General features: G+C 67.2%; 15 protein-coding genes. 9 read left to right on the top strand and 6 right to left on the bottom strand.

Annotated elements, in window-relative coordinates; genetic code table 11:
• Window positions 1-55 precede the first annotated feature (55 nt).
• The gene (locus CYU59_RS04975; RefSeq protein ID WP_292976560.1) at window positions 56-346 is read left to right on the top strand and encodes a hypothetical protein; all 291 of its coding nucleotides are present in this window, start codon (window positions 56-58) and stop codon (window positions 344-346) included.
• A gap of 71 nt (window positions 347-417) precedes the next feature.
• Complete coding sequence (locus tag CYU59_RS04970; RefSeq protein WP_292976557.1) at window positions 418-1,875, top strand: DUF1254 domain-containing protein; 1,458 nt, start codon at window positions 418-420, stop codon at window positions 1,873-1,875.
• Here the strand turns inward: CYU59_RS04970 and CYU59_RS04965 are convergent.
• Entirely contained in the window at window positions 1,872-2,813 is a 942-nt protein-coding gene (locus tag CYU59_RS04965) for a class I SAM-dependent methyltransferase (protein ID WP_292976555.1), read from the bottom strand. The two genes, CYU59_RS04970 and CYU59_RS04965, sit on opposite strands and share 4 nt — an antisense overlap.
• A 319-nt stretch (window positions 2,814-3,132) precedes the next feature.
• Between CYU59_RS04965 and CYU59_RS04960 the strand changes: the two genes are divergently transcribed.
• The 4 genes from CYU59_RS04960 (at window position 3,133) to CYU59_RS04945 (ending at window position 8,206) form a co-directional block, all read left to right on the top strand.
• Window positions 3,133-5,508, top strand: coding sequence for a lysylphosphatidylglycerol synthase transmembrane domain-containing protein (locus tag CYU59_RS04960; protein ID WP_292976553.1), 2,376 nt, complete (start codon window positions 3,133-3,135; stop codon window positions 5,506-5,508).
• Between the two features lie 160 nt (window positions 5,509-5,668).
• Window positions 5,669-7,033 carry a DEAD/DEAH box helicase gene (locus CYU59_RS04955; protein WP_292976550.1) on the top strand — a complete coding sequence of 455 codons (1,365 nt, stop codon included), beginning with the start codon at window positions 5,669-5,671 and terminating at the stop codon, window positions 7,031-7,033.
• A 50-nt stretch (window positions 7,034-7,083) separates the two neighbouring features.
• Entirely contained in the window at window positions 7,084-7,599 is a 516-nt protein-coding gene (locus tag CYU59_RS04950) for a hypothetical protein (RefSeq protein WP_292976547.1), read from the top strand.
• A complete protein-coding gene (locus tag CYU59_RS04945; RefSeq protein ID WP_292976544.1) occupies window positions 7,592-8,206 on the top strand; it encodes an RES domain-containing protein in 615 nt (204 codons plus the stop codon). Before CYU59_RS04950 ends, CYU59_RS04945 begins: the two co-directional genes overlap by 8 nt.
• 142 nt (window positions 8,207-8,348) lie before the next feature.
• Here the strand turns inward: CYU59_RS04945 and CYU59_RS04940 are convergent, their stop codons facing one another.
• Both CYU59_RS04940 and galT read right to left on the bottom strand, forming a co-directional pair.
• A complete protein-coding gene (locus CYU59_RS04940) occupies window positions 8,349-9,407 on the bottom strand; it encodes a galactokinase (RefSeq protein WP_292976542.1) in 1,059 nt (352 codons plus the stop codon).
• On the bottom strand, window positions 9,404-10,465 hold the full coding sequence (gene galT / locus CYU59_RS04935) for a galactose-1-phosphate uridylyltransferase (protein ID WP_292976539.1): 1,062 nt from the start codon (window positions 10,463-10,465) through the stop codon (window positions 9,404-9,406). Before galT ends, CYU59_RS04940 begins: the two co-directional genes overlap by 4 nt.
• 156 nt (window positions 10,466-10,621) lie before the next feature.
• On the opposite strand from galT, the gene CYU59_RS04930 reads away from it, so the two are divergent.
• Window positions 10,622-12,682, top strand: coding sequence for an FUSC family protein (locus tag CYU59_RS04930; protein WP_292976592.1), 2,061 nt, complete (start codon window positions 10,622-10,624; stop codon window positions 12,680-12,682).
• Here the strand turns inward: CYU59_RS04930 and CYU59_RS04925 are convergent.
• Window positions 12,679-13,542, bottom strand: a complete 864-nt coding sequence (locus CYU59_RS04925) for an alpha/beta hydrolase (protein WP_292976537.1) — start codon at window positions 13,540-13,542, stop codon at window positions 12,679-12,681. The two genes, CYU59_RS04930 and CYU59_RS04925, sit on opposite strands and share 4 nt — an antisense overlap.
• Entirely contained in the window at window positions 13,532-14,263 is a 732-nt protein-coding gene (locus CYU59_RS04920) for a potassium channel family protein (RefSeq protein ID WP_292976534.1), read from the bottom strand. The genes CYU59_RS04925 and CYU59_RS04920 overlap by 11 nt, the downstream gene beginning before the upstream one ends.
• 279 nt (window positions 14,264-14,542) lie before the next feature.
• Here CYU59_RS04920 and CYU59_RS04915 point away from each other — a divergent pair, with 279 nt between their 5' ends.
• Both CYU59_RS04915 and CYU59_RS04910 read left to right on the top strand, forming a co-directional pair.
• Window positions 14,543-16,177 carry a fatty acyl-AMP ligase gene (locus tag CYU59_RS04915; protein ID WP_292976531.1) on the top strand — a complete coding sequence of 545 codons (1,635 nt, stop codon included), beginning with the start codon at window positions 14,543-14,545 and terminating at the stop codon, window positions 16,175-16,177.
• Window positions 16,178-16,229: 52 nt separating this feature from the next.
• On the top strand, window positions 16,230-16,988 hold the full coding sequence (locus CYU59_RS04910) for a GAF and ANTAR domain-containing protein (RefSeq protein WP_363113888.1): 759 nt from the start codon (window positions 16,230-16,232) through the stop codon (window positions 16,986-16,988).
• Here CYU59_RS04910 and CYU59_RS04905 read toward each other — a convergent pair.
• Window positions 16,979-17,728: a GAF and ANTAR domain-containing protein gene (locus CYU59_RS04905; protein ID WP_292976525.1), complete on the bottom strand. Its 750-nt coding sequence runs from the start codon at window positions 17,726-17,728 to the stop codon at window positions 16,979-16,981. The two genes, CYU59_RS04910 and CYU59_RS04905, sit on opposite strands and share 10 nt — an antisense overlap.
• Window positions 17,729-17,738 lie beyond the last annotated feature (10 nt).

Genomic DNA, 17,738 nt, shown 5'->3' with positions numbered 1-17,738 from the left:
ACGCGACGACGCGAACGTGGCTGCCTGGGCCGACTAGAAGCAGGCAGCCCGCGGAATGAGGAAAGACCAAATCGACCTCGCCGCGGAGCTCCTCAATATGGACCCTGCGCTCGTCGAAAGCCGAGCCTATGAGGCGCGGGACGGAATTATCAGAGTGTCCAGCGATATTCGCGGTCTCGGATCAGTGCTGGTCGGCCGTGATCTGTCGGTGATGTTCTTCCCGTCCTCAGTATTTCCAGAGCAAGCACTCGAAATCTGGGACACCGGCAAAAGGACACCGAAAGAATCCTTCGACGTCCTGCACGTTGGCAAGGACGGAACGCGCAGGCCGCCAAGCCGGGGCTAGGGACGGACCTGCTTTCCGGATGTGGGGCTGATCGCTCAGCGCCCCGCCCGAAGGCATGAAAGTATCCGAATATGCGATCAACCATCGCCAGGGTCGGCGCGCTGCTGGCCACCTTGATGCTGATCACGTCGTGCGGCGGCAACGACGAACCGGCCCCGGCACCGAAACCACCTGCGGCGCCGGGCTTGTCGCAGTCCGAGGCCACCGACATCGCGACCGAGGCTTACGCGTATGCCTATCCGCTCGTCACGATGGAATACACCCGCCGCGAATTCACCAACGTCCCCGCCGGCGAAGACACCCGCGCCCCGATGGGCCAATTCGCCCGCCAGCGCACCTACCCCACCGCCGCGGTCCACACCACCGCCGTGCCCAACGCCGACACGCTCTACACCCAGGCCTGGTTCGACGTGTCCAAAGAACCCTGGATCGTCACCGTCCCGGACATGGGCGACCGCTACTTCCTGCTGCCGATGCTGGACGCCTGGACCAACGTCTTCGCCGCGCCCGGCACCCGCAACGGCGGCGGCAGAGCCCGCACCTTCGCGATCACCGGCCCCGGCTGGCACGGCACCCTGCCGCCGGACGTGCTGGAGTACAAGTCGCCGACGGCGCTGGTGTGGCTGCTCGGCCGCATCTACTGCTCGGGCACCCCGGAGGATTACGACGCGGTGCACAAGCTGCAGGACGAGATCACCGCGACGCCGCTGTCGTCGTTCGGCAAGCCCTACCTGCCGCCGATCCCCCAGCTGACCGCGTCGGTGGACATGACGACGTCGGTGCGCCAGCAGGTGAATACCCTTGGCGCGCCGGAGTTTTTCAAGCTGTTCGCCCGCCTGCTCAAGACCAACCCGCCCGCTGCGGCCGACGAACCGATGGTGACCAAGCTGGCCCGGCTCGGCATCGTCCCGGGACAGGACTTCGACCCGTCCAAGCTGCCCGCCGACGCGAACAAAGGTCTCGCGATGGCGCCGAAACTTGGGCAGGACAACATCTCTGGCTGGCGCGAAGACGGCGTGGTCGCCGGCGACTTCGTCTTCAAGAACGGCTGGGCCTACACGATCAAGGCCGGCACCTACGGCACCAATTACCGGCAGCGGGCCTTCGTCACTCAGGTCGGCGTCGGCGCCAACCTGCCCGAGGACGCGGTCTACCCGACCTCGGACGGCCCGGACACCAAGCAGAAGTACAGCGGCGCAACCAAATACCTGATGCACTTCGACAAGGGCCAGCTACCGCCGGCGAAAGGCTTCTGGTCGCTCACGATGTACAACGGCGACCACTTCTTCGTCGAGAACCCGCTCAACCGCTACACGCTGAGCCCGCGCGACAAGCTGGTGGCCAACCCCGACGGCTCGACCGACTTCTACATCCAGGCCGACTCCCCCGGCCCGGACAAGGAGGCCAATTGGCTTCCCGCGCCGAAGGATCGGTTCTCGCTGATGCTGCGGCTGTACTGGCCCAACGAGAAGAAGCCGTCGATCCTGGACGGGACGTGGCACATCCCGCCGGTCAAGCCGGTGCCCTAAGCCACTCGGGCGTCGACGAATTCGTTAGCCGGAACCAGATCTGCCACCGCGCTGTCGGCGCTGCGACCATAGCCGGCCATCAGATCGGCGGCGGGAGTCACGCTCACGTCGAAGCCGTGCCGGGCGAACCACTCGCCGACCCGTTCGCGGTCTTCGAAGTACCACAGCTCGTCGGTCCTGGGCACCTCGCGGTCCGTGTCCGTTTTGGCCAACACCTCGCGCACCCGATTCATCCGCTCGCGACGCTTGGCCCGCAACTCCTCGTCGTTGAATTTCGGCCCCAGCGCCTCGACCGCTACCCGGCTACCGGGAGCCGCCAGCTCGGCGATCCGCTCGAACAGCAGCTCCTGCGCCGCGTTCGGCAGGTAGGGCATCAGTCCCTCGGCCGACCAGACGCTCGGCTGCGACGGGTCAAATCCGGCTTCCAGCAATGCTTTTGGCCAGTCGTGTCGGAGGTCGACCGCAACAGCCGTCCTGTTTGCGGCCGGCTGTGCGCCGTGATCGGTAAGCGTCGCCAGCTTGAAGTCCAGCACCCGATCCTGATCCAGCTCGTACACCGTCACGCCGTCCGGCCAGGGCAGCCGCCACGACCGGGCGTCGAGGCCCGCGGCCAGAATGACGGCCTGCTTGATGCCCGCCGCGGCGGCGTCGAGGAAGAACGTGTCGAAGAACTTGGTCCGCGAGGCCATGTAGCCGACCATCGCGTCCATCTGCAGCGGCAACTCGGGCACGGCCTCGACCACCTCGGCCGGCAGCTCTCCGCCGGCGTGCCAGTTCCACACCCCGTCGCCGGCGGCGTCCAGGAACACCCGCGCGAAAGGGTCCTGGATCAGTGGATCAGCCCGCTCGGTCTCCGAGGCGCGTGCCGATGCCACCCCCAATGCCGTCGCGCCGACGCTTTCGGTGATTTCCCAGGAGTCGTTGTCCGTTCTCGCCATGACTCGAAACTACGTGAGTTGGCTAGGTAGTCGCTGTGCGTTGTCTCGGCAGCCACAGCAGTCACTGGCTCCGGGGTGTGTACCTCTTTCGAAAACGGACCTACGGGCGATATCACGTCGAGCTGCCGATGACCTGGTGATATCGCCTGTGGTCACGTTTTTGAAAAGATTGTTGTGCCCAGACATTGATACGCAGGTGACAGCTGTGACTCAGCATGGCATCGAAGCGGTCCGCGACCCTCGACAATCCGGCTATCGGCGGAGGTCACCGGTTATGTTGTCCGCGGAACGCTGACAGACGCCGGAGGTTGCCTGGAGCATGCTCGTCGACGGTCGCGAGGTCAGGGTTTCCGGCAGCCTGCTGCAGCCGCTGACTCGCCGTACCAACGACATGCTGCGGGTGGCCCTGTCGGGGGCGCTGCTGGCGGCCGTGATCACCAGCTCGCTGATCACCCGCACGCGGTGGGACGGCCTGGAGATGTCCATCTCCCGGGTCATCGGGGTGCTGACGCCGACCCAGTCCGACATCGTCTACCTGGTCTACGGCCTCGCGGTGCTGGCGCTGCCGTTCATGATCCTGTTCGGTCTGATCTTGGCCCGGCAGTGGCGACTCCTCATCCCCTACGCCGCCGCGGCGCTGATCTCCGTGCTCGCGCTGTCCATCACCGGCACCGGCCTGGCCGCACCGCGCTGGCACTTCGACCTCAACGAACGCCTGCGCACCGTGCTGGCGCAATTCCTTGACGACCCGCGCTGGATCGGCATGCTCGCCGCCGTACTGACAGTGTCGGGACCGTGGCTGCCGGCCCGCTGGCGGCACTGGTGGTGGGCGCTGCTGCTGGCGTTCATCCCGATCCACCTGGTGGTCAGCGCGATCGTGCCGGCCCGGTCGCTGTTGGGTCTCGCGGCCGGCTGGTTCGTGGGTGCGCTGGTAGTGCTGGTCAGTGGGACGCCGGCGCTCGAAGTACCGCTCGACGGCGCGGTGCGTGCGATGGCCAAACGCGGCTTCGCGGTCGACGAGCTGCGGGTGGTCCGCCCCGCCGGCTCGGGGCCGCTGGTCCTATCAGCCGTCACCACCGACCCGGAAGAAGACGCCGTCGTCGAGATGTACGGGCCGCATCAACGCAGCGGTGGCGCGCTGCGGCAGGCGTGGCGAATCCTGCGGCTGCGCGAGAACGAGACCGCTCCCCTGCAGACCTCGATGCGACGCGCCGTCGAGCACCGGGCCCTGATGGCCATCGCGATCGGCGACCTGGGCGTAGCCAACACCACCACGATCGCGGTCGGCACACTGGACCGAGGCTGGACGCTGTACGCGCACAAGCAAATTCGCGGCGGACCGCTCAAGGAGTGCCACAGTTCCATCCCCGCGGCCGAAGTCTGGGAGTCGCTGCGCAAGCTGCAGGATCATCAGATCGCCCACGGTGACCTGCGCGACAAGGAGATCACCGTCAGCAACGGCGCGGTGTTCTTCGGCGGCTTCGGCAGCGCGGAATACGGCGCCACCGATAATCAACTCCAGGGCGACATCGCCCAGCTGTTGGTGACGACGACGGCGTTGTACGGCGCCGAGGAGGCTGTCGCTGCCGCGATTGAGGTGCTCGGCTGCGAGACCGTGCTGACCGCGTCGCGGCGGCTCACCAAAACTGCTGTGCCGAAACACGTCCGGAATTCGGTGAACGATCCGAAAGCCGTGATCTCCCGCAGCCGGGCCGCGGTGATGCGTCAAACCGGTACGGAGAAAATCAAATCCGAGACGGTCACCCGGTTCACCCGCAGCCAGCTGATCCAGTTGGTGTTGCTGGTCGCGCTGGTCTACGTCGCCTATCCGTTCATCAGCACGGTGCCGACGTTCTTCAACGCACTGGGCAAGGCCAACTGGTGGTGGGCGCTGCTCGGCCTCGCCATCTCGGCGTCGACGTACGTAGGCGCCGCGGCCGCGTTGTGGGCCAGCGCCGACGAGTCGGTGAACTTCTGGCGTCTCTCGATTGCACAGGTGGCCAACACTTTTGCCGCGACCACCACGCCGGCCGGCGTCGGCGGGCTCGCGTTGAGCACCCGCATCCTGCAGAAGAGCGGGCTCAGCACCACGCGGGCCACCACCGCGGTCGCGCTGCAGCAGTCGATGCAGGTGATCATGCACGTCCTGCTGCTGATCCTGTTCAGCACCGTCGCGGGCGCCGGAACCGACCTGTCGCATTTCGTGCCGAATTCGACAGTGCTGTACCTGATTGCCGGTGCGGCGTTGGGCCTGGTCGGCGTGTCACTGTTGGTTCCCAACCTGCGGCGCTGGCTGTCGACGGCGGTGACGCCCAAGCTCAAGGAGATCAGCACCGACATCGTCGAGGTGGCGCGCGAGCCCCAGCGGATGGCGTTGATCGTCTTGGGCTGCACCGGGACGACACTCGGTGCGGCATTGGCGTTGTGGACCAGCGTCGAGGCGTTCGGCGGAAGCACCAGCTTCGTCACCGTGACCGTGGTGACGATGGTCGGCGGCACGCTGGCCTCGGCCGCCCCGACGCCCGGCGGTGTCGGCGCTGTCGAAGCGGCCCTGATCGGTGGCCTCGCCGCGTTCGGCGTCCCAGCGGCCGTCAGCGTGCCCTCGGTACTGCTGTACAGGGTCCTGACCTGCTGGTTACCGGTCTTCATCGGCTGGCCGGTGATGCAGTGGCTGACCCGCAACGACATGGTCTAGCTCACACCATGGCTGGAATTACCCGCCGGTAGGTTAGTCTGGTCTCAACGTCGGCATCATCAGCACGCTGACACGTCGTGGACTGCTCCGACATTCCATTCCAAGCTTTCTCGCGGCGATCGATTTTGCCCACCGGCAATCTCGCCACCTGTATTTCCTGATGCCCGAAAGGCACTGTCGCACAATGACTTCTGTTTCCTTCGCTGAGCTCGGTGTGCCCGAGCGACTGATCAGCAACCTGTCCTCGCGCGGAATCGACGCGCCCTTCCCGATCCAGGTCGACACCCTGCCCGACACCATGGCCGGCCGCGACGTGCTCGGTCGCGGAAAGACGGGTAGCGGTAAGACGCTTGCCTTCTCGATCCCGCTGGTGACCCGCCTCGCCAACGCGAAGCGGCGGCCCAAGCACCCCACCGGCCTCGTACTGGCACCCACCCGCGAGCTGGCCACCCAGATCACCGCGGCCCTCGAGCCGCTGGCGGCCAGCTACGGCCTGAAGGTCACCACGATCTTCGGCGGCGTGTCGCAGACCCGCCAGGAATCCGCGCTCAACGGCGGCGTCGACATCGTCGTCGCGTGCCCGGGCCGACTGGAAGACCTGATGCGCCAACGGCTGATCAGCCTCGACGCGGTCGACATCACGGTCCTCGACGAGGCCGACCACATGGCCGACCTCGGCTTCCTGCCCGGCGTCACCCGCATCCTGGCCGCCACGCCGCCGAGCGGTCAGCGGCTGCTGTTCTCCGCCACCCTGGACAACGGCGTCGACAAGCTGGTCAAGCGATTCCTGCGCAACCACGTCATGCATTCCGTCGACGAGGCCAACTCGCCGGTGGCGGAGATGACCCACCACGTGTTCCACGTCGAAAGTGCCGGCGCAAAAACGGAATTGGTGCAGCGCCTGGCGTCTGGCACCGGCCGTCGGATCTTGTTCATGCGCACCAAGCACCAGGCCAAGAAGCTGGCCCGCCAGCTCACCGAGTCCGGGGTGCCGTCAGTTGACCTGCACGGCAACCTTTCTCAGCCGGCCCGCGACCGTAACCTGGCCGCCTTCGCCTCCGGCGAGGCCCGCGTACTGGTCGCCACCGACATCGCCGCCCGCGGTGTGCACGTCGACGACGTGCAGCTGGTGGTCCACGTCGACCCGCCCGCCGAGCACAAGGCTTACCTGCACCGCTCCGGTCGTACCGCCCGCGCCGGCAGCTCCGGCGATGTGGTCACCGTCGTGCTCCCCGACCAACGCCGCGACACCTCGGCGCTGATGAAGCGGGCCGGTATCGCCGCCCGCCCGCAGCAGGTGACCGCGACGTCCGAGCCGGTCGCGCAACTGGTCGGCGAAATCGCCCCCTACCAGGCCCCGGCTCCCAAGCCGGTGCAGGCGCAGCCCGCGCAGCGGTCTCAGCAGCGTCGCCGTCCGAACCGCGGTGGCGAGCGCGCCAAGGCCGCCCACAGTGGTCAGCGTGCCGGCGGGCGTAACCGTCGCAGTGGCGCCGGCGCGGGAGCGTCACGCCGCAGCTCCTACTGAGACTTGTTTCGATTGTTTCAATAGGTTGGCGCTGCTGGTAGCCTGGAGTCGTGTCCACTACCGTCGCTCCGCTGGTTCGCCGGGTCGTCGAACGTGCCAGCACCGAGCCCGGTTTCGCCGAGGTGCTCGACGCCATCCTCGGCGCGCCGACCACGCCGCACGGAACATTGCAGCGCGTCGCCGCGAAGACTCTGAACGAAGAGCGCCGTGGCTCCCTGGTGCGCGAATTCGTCGACGGCTCGCTGGCGACGCCGAAGGTGCAGCAGCGGCTGGCCCTGCAGTCACCGCAGGCCGTGCATCGGCTTCGCAGCCGGGGCAAGCTGATCGGCTCGGCAGTCGGCAACCACACCTATTTTCCCGCTTGGCAATTCGACGCCGACCGGGTGCGGACCGACCTGCCGCGCATCCTCGAACTGCTGTCGGCGTTCACCGCCGACCCGTTGGCCGCTGACCGGATCATGCGGCTGAAACACGACGAACTGGGCGGCGTGTCGATCGCCGAGGCGCTGCGCCGGCCCAAGACAGCCGACGCCGCCTGGCGGATGCTCGCCGCCATCGGTGCCTGACCTTCCCACCGGCTATCGAGAGCCGCTGCCCGACGCGAGACCTGTCGGCCTGCGGCGCCGCCGCGTGGACGCCGGCACCGAACTGTGGCGAGTCGAAGCGGCTCCACCGCAAGAGTGGACCTGGGCCGGATTCCCGTCAGCCCGCTACCGGTTCGACCCGGAATCCGGCGCATTCCGAACCCGCTATGCGGCAAGCGCTCTCGTCGGCGCATTCCGCGAGCGCTACCGCCCGACCGGTCTGATGATCCCCGCCGACCACGCCGAGCATCGGCTGGTGCGACTGGTCGCCGCCCGACATCTGCGGGTGTTCGATCTGCGCACCGAAGCCAATCTCGACATCCTGGGCGTCGACGACCAGATCAGCACCGGGCAGCACGAGGACGTGTGGCGGACCTGCAATCGGCTCGCCGACGCCGTCAAGCGGTGGTGGCCAGAACTGGATGCCGTCGTCTATCGGCCGCGCACCACGCCCGAGACGTCGATCAACTACGCGTTCTTCGCCCTCGAGCCGTTCACCATCGAATCGTGGCCGCTGGCCGAGCGCACCGAAGTGCTGACTGATTTGGTCCTGCGGCACGGATTCACCGTCGGCTGGGAGTTACCGTGAGGGCTACCGACCTCGGCGAGCAGATCGAGCCGGCGGGGAGGTAACCGGGTACCGATGTGCCCACCTCTGAGCGAAAAGTCTCGGCAGCACGGCGGAATTCGCTCGGAGGTGGGCACATCGAACTCCACCACCTCGCTGTGACTCACGTGGCGGATGCGCCTTCTGCGGCGTAAGTCCGCGTCACGACCGGCTTGTGGTCGCCAGCGGTGCACACAGCATCAGAAACGGCAGCGACGCGGTCGGCCGGCACCAGGGCGATCACGCAGCCGCCGAACCCGCCGCCGGTCATCCGCGCACCCAGCGCTCCGGCGTCCACCGCGGCGGCGGCGATCAGGTCGATGTGCGGGGTGGTGATGCCGAAGTCGTCGCGCATCGACGCATGCGACGCGCTGAAAATCCGCCCGGCCTCCGCATAATCCGAATCACCCAGCGCCGCAACGAAGTCCAGTACCCGCTGATTTTCGGTCAGCACGTGCCGGGCGCGACGGGCATCGACCGGATCGCTGACGCGGTCCAACGCCGAGACGTCGCGCACCTCGCGCAGTGACGCCACGCCGATATCCGCAGCGGCCCGCTCACAGGACAGCCGCCGCGCGGCATACTCCCCGCCGACGTGGCCGTGCCGCTCCCGCGAATCGATCAGCAGCAGTTCGACACCCCGCGACGACGGATCGAAACCCACCGGCAACACGGTCAGGTCGCGGAAGTCGACCAGCAACGCCGTCGCCGGCGCCCCGAACAGCGACGAGATCTGATCGAGCAAACCCGTTGGTGCGCCGACGTATTCGTTCTCGGCGCGCTGTGCAATACGCGCTTGGTCGAGACGGTCCACTCCGGAACACAAAGCGCCCAGCACCGCGCATTCCAGCGCCGCCGACGACGATAGCCCCGAGCCCATCGGCACCTGGCTGGAAACGGACAGTAAACCACCGGGCACCCGATGTCCGGCGGAACGCAGCGCCCAGACCACGCCGGCCACGTAGGCCGCCCACCCGGTCACGTCACCGGGTTCGGTGGTCAACGGAATTCGCACCGAGCCGTCGGCTAGGTCGCTGGACACGGTCAGGGCGTCGTCGTCAGATGGTTCGAACACCACAAAAGTCCGCTCCGGCAACGCGATCGGCAGCGACCAGCCCAAGTTGTAGTCGGTGTGCTCACCGATCAGGTTGACCCGCCCCGGCGCGGAATACCGGATCGTCATGCGAGGTCTCGAAGGCGGGCGGCGACGGCCTCGGGCACCACGTCGGTGATGAACGCGTCCATCGCCGACTCCGACGCCGCCAGGTATTTCAGCGCGGTGGCACTGCGCCGGATCGACATCAGCTCGACGTGGAAGTAGCCCGCGCGCAGGGCGGGAGTGTCCGAATATTGGTGCAGCGCCGAGATATAAGGCAGCGGGCCGGCATACATGCGGTCGAAGCGGCGCAGGATGTCCAGATAGAGCGTGGCGAAGTCGTCGAGTTCGGCCTCGGACAGATCAACGAGGTTGTGCACAAACCGGTTCGGGTAGATGTGCACCTCGACCGGCCAGCGCGCGGCGAACGGCACGAACGCGGTGAACAGGTCGGTGCGGGCGACGATCCGGCTGCCGTCAGCGACCTCGGCGGCCAGCAGGTCGGCAAACAGGTTGCCGCCCTTGTGCGCAGCGGCCTGCTGCATCATCGCCGCCGTCCGCGGGGTGAGAAACGAGTAGCCGTAGATCTGGCCGTGCGGGTGGGCCAGCGTCACGCCGATCTCTTCACCCCGGTTCTCGAAGCAGAACACCTGCTGCACGCCCGGCAACGCCAGCAGTGCCGCGGTCCGGTCCCGCCAGGCGTCGACCACCAGCCGGGCATGCGGTGGCGCAAGCTCGGCGAACGACCCGGTGTGGTTGCTGGAAAAGCAGATCACCTCACACCGTCCGACGCCCGGCAGCGGGGCGAATCCGTCCGGAATCGAAGCGGACGAACCGGCGCCGGACAGCGACGGAAAGCGGTTCTCGAAGACCACCACGTCGTAGTCGGGTGCGGGCACCTCGCTGGTGAGCCCGGTCGGCCCCGGGCAGAGCGGACACTGGTCCGGGGGCGGCTTGTAGGTGCGGTCCTGGCGGCGGGCGGCGATGATCACCCACTGCCCGGTGGCCTGGTCGAAGCGCAACTGCGACTGCCCCGGCTCGAACGGCGGCAGCGGGCGTCGGTCGGCGACCGGTGCCACCGAACGCCCGGGCAGTGAGAAGAACAACAGCTCGCGGCCGTCGGCCAGCGTCACCTGCGTGCTCATCGGGTCCCATCTTGGTCGCTGTGCCAGAGTCGAGTGAGAGAGACACGCACTTACCGCGAGAGAGGCTGGCCACGGGTGTTCGGTGACGCAACCGCGCTGTACGAGCGGGCGCGCAACTGGGCGGTCGGGTCGGATCCCGGGCTGCTGCGGCTGCGGATGGCCACCCGGACCACCGGAGCTTTGGCGACGGCGCTGCTGGTGCTGTTCCTGCTCACCAAGGCGACCGGGCAGCCGATGACCGTGGCCCTGCTGGGCGCGCTGATCACGATGGTGTCGGGGCGCTCGGTGAATGAGCCCGATCCGCGTCGGCAACGCATCACGATGGCGTTGCTGCCGCTGCCCACCGCGGCGGCGATCACCGCAGCGGCGCTGGTGACGCCGCACCCGGTGATCGGCGACGCCGTCTTCGTGGTCGTGGTGTTCATCGCCGTCTACGTGCGGCGGTTCGGCCCGCGCGGGACGGCGCTGGGCATGGTCACCTTCATGGCGTACTTCTTCTCGCTGTACCTACGGGCCCAGCTCTCCGAGCTGCCGTGGCTGATCGGCGCGACGGTGGTCGGCACGCTGTGCACCTTCGTGTGGAGCACCTACCTGATGCCGGACCGTCCGAAAAGTGTGCTGCGTCAGAGTATTCGCTCGCTGCGAGCGCGGATGGCGATCGTCGTCGACACCACCGCGGAGACCGTGCGCATCGGTAACCCCGACGAGCGACGGCAACGCCGGCTCCGTGTCCGGTTGCGTCGGCTCAACGAAACGGCGTTGACGGTCCAGACCCAGATCGAAGACCGCGTCAATCCCGGCCTGCTCTGGCCGGGCGTCAGCGGGGAGGATCTCGCGCTGTGGCTGTTCGACGCCGAGCTCACCGTCGAACGTCTCGCGACCGCGGGCACCCGGGCCGCCCTGGCCGACCTCCCGAGCGCCACCCGGGCCGAGCTGGCCGACACCGTGGCGATGCTGTCGCGGGCGATCCGGACACCACACACCGACGCCCTGCGGCAGACCGCGCAGGTCGCTCAGCAGCAGCTCGACGCCGACCCCGACGACCTGCCGGTCCGCCGCCTGGCGCTGGCGATCGTCGACACCGCCAAAGCCACCGCCGAAGTCCGTAAGCGGATCGAGCACGTCGCCGCCGAACCGGCGCCGCCCGAAGGTCTTGCGGCGGTCGAGCGTCAGCAACCCACCGGACTGCTGCCCACCACCCGGCAGGCCATCCAGGTGGCCGTCGCGGCGACACTGGCGATCATCCTCGGCGAGATCGTGTCGCCGTCGCACTGGTACTGGGCGGCGATCGCCGCGTTCGTCATCTTCGCCGGCACCAACACCTGGGCCGAAACCCTCGACAAAGGCTGGCAACGACTCCTCGGCACGGTGCTCGGTGTGCCCAGCGGTGTACTGGTCGCCACGCTGGTGTCCGGCAGCAAGATCGCCTCGCTGTCGATGATCTTCGTATGTCTGTTCTGCGCCTTCTATTTCATGAAGGTCACCTACAGCCTGATGACCTTCTGGATCAGCACCATGCTCGCGTTGATGTACGGCCTACTCGGCGAATTCACCTTCAGCCTGTTGCTGTTGCGGATCGAGGAGACCGCGGTCGGTGCGGTCATCGGCATCACCTCCGCCGTGCTGGTGTTGCCGATCAACACCAGAGCGAAGATCCGCGGCGACGCCCACGCGTTCTTCCTGACGCTGGCCGATCTGATCGAGGCCTCGGTCGCCAGCCTGCTGGGCACTCCCGCACCCGCGAAGCTCACCGAGACAGCGCGTCAGCTCGGCCGCGATTTGGCACAGTTCCGCATCACGGCCAAGCCGATGAGCGCCGGCATCGCCGGACTTTCCGGTCGCCGAACCATGCGACACGGCCTGCGGATGCTCGCCGCCTGCGACCGCTACGCGCGAATCCTGGCCCGCAGCAGCGAGTTACACATCGACACCCCACCGGAGCTGGCCGGTGCCATCCGAGCGGCCGCCGACGAGGTCCGCCGCAACGTCGACGTGTTGATCACGGCGCTGGAGTTCGACAAGCCCGCGAACGTCTTTCCGTCGACCGACTACATCGACACCGCAGAGACGCTCGCCCGACAAGACGTCGACGATCCACTGGCGCCCGAGCACCGACGGCTGGCGAACGCGCTGCACGCCCTGCGACAGATCGACCGCGTGGTGATCAACACCGCCATCGATCTGGGCGCCCACTACGGGGCGCTGCTGTCGATCTAGATCCCCTGACGGGCAAGGAAATCCAGCACCGCATCGGCGAACAGATCGTTGCGGTCGCCGGCCACCATGTGCCCGGCGCCCTGGACGTCGACGAACTCGACCTTCGGGAAGCGGGCAAGAAACTCCTCGGCGCGGTCCTGGCTGACCAGGTCGCTGACTTGACCGCGCACCAGCAGCACAGGCACGCCGCCGGCCAAGATCGTCTCGACCGCCCGGTTCATCCGGTCGACATCGGTCAACTCGTGGGGCGGCAGAGATGCGTTCTCGCTGATGAACTTCGGGTCCCAGTGCCAGTACCACCGGCCGTCGCGGCGCCGCAGGTTGGTGCGCAGTCCGTCGAGGTCTGACGGCCGCGGCCGGTGCGGGTTGTATTCGGCGATCATGTCGGCCACTTCGTCGAGCGAAGAGAATCCGGTCTGCATCCGGCCGGCCATGAACTCGTGAATCCGGTTGGCGCCGGACTGGTTCATGTTGGGCACGATGTCGACCAGCACGACCGCACGGGCGATACCGGGCGAAAGTTCGCCCGCCAGAAGCATTGTGGTGAATCCGCCCAGCGACGCGCCGATCAGTACCGGCTGCGGAGGAAGCCGGCGCAGCACCTCGGCCACGTCGCCGGCGAAGCTGGTCAACCGGTAGTCACCTTCCTCTGACCAGTCGGATTCACCGTGGCCGCGGAAGTCGAGTGTGACCGCCTGCCAGCCCCGCTCGGCCACCGCGGCGGCCGCCTTGCCCCACGAGCGCCGGGTCTGCCCGCCACCGTGCAGGAACACCACCGCCGGTGTCGCCGGATCCCCGATCCGGTCGGCGACGATCCGGGTGCCGCCGACACCCGACGTGGTGAAGGTTTCAGTCGTCACGGTCGCCCCTGTCGTGCAACTGCCGTCCCAAAGCCCGGATCTCCTCGCGCAATTCCTCGATGTGCGCGACAGTGGCCGCCTGCATCGTGCTCTCCTCCTCCGCCACCCGCTGGATGATCCAGGACGCGAGCGCGGCGGTCACGACGCCGACCAGGCTGATGCCACCGATCATCAGCAGCACGGCGATGACCCGGCCGGTGTTGGTGATCGGATAGAAGTCGCCGTAGCCGACCGTCGTCACCGTGGTGATCGACCACCAGACGGCCTTGCCGAACGAGTCGATCTTCGCGCCGGGCAGGTAACGCTCCTTGTCGAATACGGCCAGCGACGCGGAGTAGATCAACAGCACCACACCGGACACGGTGTAGACGACGATGCGACCGCGGAACGCATCGCCGACCGCGCGCTGCATCAGTTCGATCAGAATCAGCAAGCGCAACAACCGGAGTGGCCGCAACAGCGGCAACGTCACGATCGCGAGGTCGAGGAGGTGCTGGCGGAACCAGTGCCACCGGTTCGGCGCGAGGTTAAGCCGCACAACGTAATCCGCCATGAACAAGCCCCAGATGGACCAGTCGGTCGCCCACAGCACGCGGGCGGTGAACCCCTGCGGCTGAATCAGCACCTGGACCGAGAAGATCACCAGGAAGCAGAAAGCCGCGATCGCCAGCGGCCACTCGGCAAGCCGGTCCCAGCGCTGCAGCTTGGCCTCGGTCCTCATGATCGGAAAGTATCTCCGTTGCGCTGGGCACGTGTTAGACGATCCCGGAAAGTCGGGCGGCGAACATGCTCGGCGTGATGCGCTGTCTCACGGTTGGTTCCGACACCGACTTCGAAGTGGTGGAGAGTCGAGAGTCGACTTGGTAACGTCTTCACCGGTTGACACTCCAGCCTCACGGACACGTCACGGTGGCGACGCGATCTCCCCGCCGAAGAGCGCCTCAGCGCCGATGTAGACCGCCAAAATTCGGGTTCTCCTTTGCGCACCGGGAGTCGCATCGTGAGCCGATTCACCCAGACCATGTTCGACAACGCCCACAGCAGCCTGCAGGGCCTGATCACCGGAGAGCCGGACGCGCCCGTCCGGCACACCTGGCGCCAGGTACACAACCGCGCCCGCTGCGCGGCAGGCGGCCTGGCCAACGCGGGCGTGGGCCACGGCGACGCGGTCGCAGTGCTGGCCGGCGCACCGGTCGAGATCGCCCCGATCGCCCAGGGCATCTGGATGCGGGGCGCCAGCGTGACGATGCTGCACCAGCCCACGCCGCGCACCGACCTGCAGCGCTGGTCCGAGGAGACGACCGCCGTCATCAACCTGATCGGCGCCGGGGCCATCGTGGTGTCCGACCCGTTCATGGCCGCGGCACCACTGCTGGCCGGACTGGGCATGCGGGTCCTCACCGCCGAACAGTTGCTCGACAGCAGTCCGATCGAGCCAGTCGACACGTTCGACGACGACATCGCGCTGCTGCAGTTGACCTCCGGCTCGACCGGGTCGCCGAAGGCGGTCCGGATCAGCCATCGCAACGTCGTGGCCAACGCCGAGGCGATGTTCGTCGAAGCGGAGGTCGACCCGGACCTCGACGTGATCGTCAGCTGGCTGCCGTGCTTCCACGACATGGGCATGACCGGCTACCTGACCGCTCCGATGTACTTCGGCATCGAGCTGGTCAAGATCACCCCGATGGACTTCCTGCGGGACGCGCTGCTGTGGGCCAGGCTGATCGACAAATACCGGGCCACCATGACCGCGGCCCCGAACTTCGCCTACACCCTGTTGGCCAGACGGCTGCGAAACCAGGCCAAGCCCGGGCAATTCGACCTGTCCACCTTGCGGTGGGCGTTGTCCGGCGCCGAGCAGGTCGAACCGGCCGACGTCGAGGACCTCTGCGACGCCGGGGCGCCGTTCGGCCTGCGCCCGGAAGCGATGGTGCCCGCCTACGGCATGGCCGAGACGACGGTCGCGCTGTCGTTCACCGAGTGCGGCCAGGGATTGCTCGTCGACGAAGTGGACGCCGATCTGCTCGCCGCGCTGCACCGGGCAGTGCCGGCGTCGCGGGGCAAGACCCGGCGGTTCGCCTCACTCGGCCGTCCGCTCAAGGGACTCGAGGCACGGATCGTCAACCAGGACGGCACGCCACTGCCCGCCCGCAGCGTCGGCATCATCCACGTGCGCGGGGAACCGGTGACGCTCGGCTACACGACGACCACCGGCTTCGTCTCCGCCCAAGACCACGAGGGGTGGTATGACACCGGCGATCTGGGCTACCTCACCGAGACCGGCGATCTCGTGGTGTGCGGCCGGCTGAAGGACGTGATCATCATGGCCGGGCGCAACATCTATCCGACCGACATCGAGCGCGCCGCCGCTCGCGTCGAGGGAGTCCGGCCCGGTTGTGCGGTCGCGGTGCGCCTGCAGGCCGGCCACCCGCGCGAGACGTTCGCAGTGGCCGTCGAGGCCGCCGTCTGGGACAACCCGGACGAGGTTCGCCGGGTCGAGCGTCAGGTGGCGCACGAGGTGATTGCCGAGGTCGACGTCCGGCCCCGCAACGTCGTCGTGCTTGAACCGGGAATGATCCCGAAGACGCCGTCCGGGAAATTGCGCCGCGGCCACGCGCTGACCTTGGTCAACTAGGTTCGAGCAGCCGATGAGAAACTTTGACGCCCAACCAGGTCGCATCACGGAAATGTCCAGCGCTCAAAAGGGTTCCGACGAGATCGACCTGCACGCCGGGTTACGCGGCCTGGCCCGGATGGTGTCGGGTGCCCGTGACGTGATCGAGTTGCTGTGCCAGGTGGCGGAGTTCGCCGCCGACGCCATTCCGGGCGTCGACGGCGCATCGGTTGCCCTGATAAATGAGGGAAAAGGCTTACCCGTACTTCAAACAGCCTCTGCCACAGCGGGATTCGTTCATGATATCGAGTCATTTCAGTACAACGAGTTGGGCGAGGGCCCGTGCATCACATGCGTCCACACCGGACGGCCCACTGTCAGTGGATCACTCGCGGCCGATGAGCGCTGGCCACGATTCGGCGGTCGGGTGGGACGAATGGGCGTGCACTCCGCATTGTCGTTACCGCTGATGGTCGGCGAGCAACTGATCGGGGCGATCAATTGCTACGCCAAGACCCACAATGCCTTTGGCGAACATGCCGTACAGCTGGGCACTCAGTTCGCCGAACCGGCGGCGGTGTCCATCTACAACGCCGAACTCCTGGCCGAGGCACGGGCGCGCGCAGAGAAGTTGGAAGAGGCGTTGGACAACCGGGCACTCATCGATCAAGCGATCGGGATCATCCGAAGCCGGACGGGCATCACCCACGAGGTGGCCTTCAGTCGGTTGGTCCAAATGAGCCAGAACGGCAACCTCAAGCTCAGGGTGGTGGCGGCGCGACTGGTCGAGGACGCCGTGCGGCGTGCGCAGGCGCGCCGGACTCAGTCGTGAGTCAGCTGACCGAGCCGCCGCAATAACGCCGGCCGCGCTCCGGGATCGGACATCAGCTGGCGCGCCACGTCAGTCAGGTGTTCACTGTGCGAACGCGCGTACCTGCGCAGCAGCGAAAAAGCCTCGTCGACCGTGATGTCGAGACGTTCGCGCAGAAATCCCTTGGCTTGCTCGACCACGATTCGGTTGGTCAGCGCCGACCGCAGCTGCGGTATCACCGTCGCGGCTGTGGGCGGATGTTCTTGCAGGATGGCCACGCACGCGACGTGCGCCAGCGTCTGGCTGACCAAGAGATCGGATTCACTGAGTCGGCCAGCGTGGTTGCCGAACAGGCCGAGCGAACCCAGGACGATTCCAGCGGCCCGCATCGGCACGGCATGCACCGAGACAATGCCGGCCTCCAGCGCCGCCGGGACGAATTGCGGCCAGCGCCGAGACTCGGTGCGCAGGTCTGCCACCGACACCGGCTGACCGCTGGTGTAGCAGTCCACGCAGGGACCCTCGTCGACTTGTAGCTGGAAGAGTTCCAGCTCACGGGTCTGCCTGGAGGTGGCGGCCAGGAGCCGGAGCTGACCGAGCGGATCGGCGAGCAGGAAGCCCGCTGTCCCGACATTCAGCAGCTCAGCGCAACGTTCGGTGAGCTCGGTCAGCAGTTCGACGACGTCGAAATCGTCCAGCAGGGTGTCGACGAGTGATACCACCGCGTCGAGTACTCGCGCCTCGCGACTCTGATCGGTCATGTCGCCCTCC

This window comes from Mycobacterium sp., assembly GCF_002863225.1.
GTDB lineage: Bacteria > Actinomycetota > Actinomycetes > Mycobacteriales > Mycobacteriaceae > Mycobacterium.
Note: the sequence above shows the minus strand (reverse complement) of the source record. Positions and strands in the feature narration are given on the sequence as shown.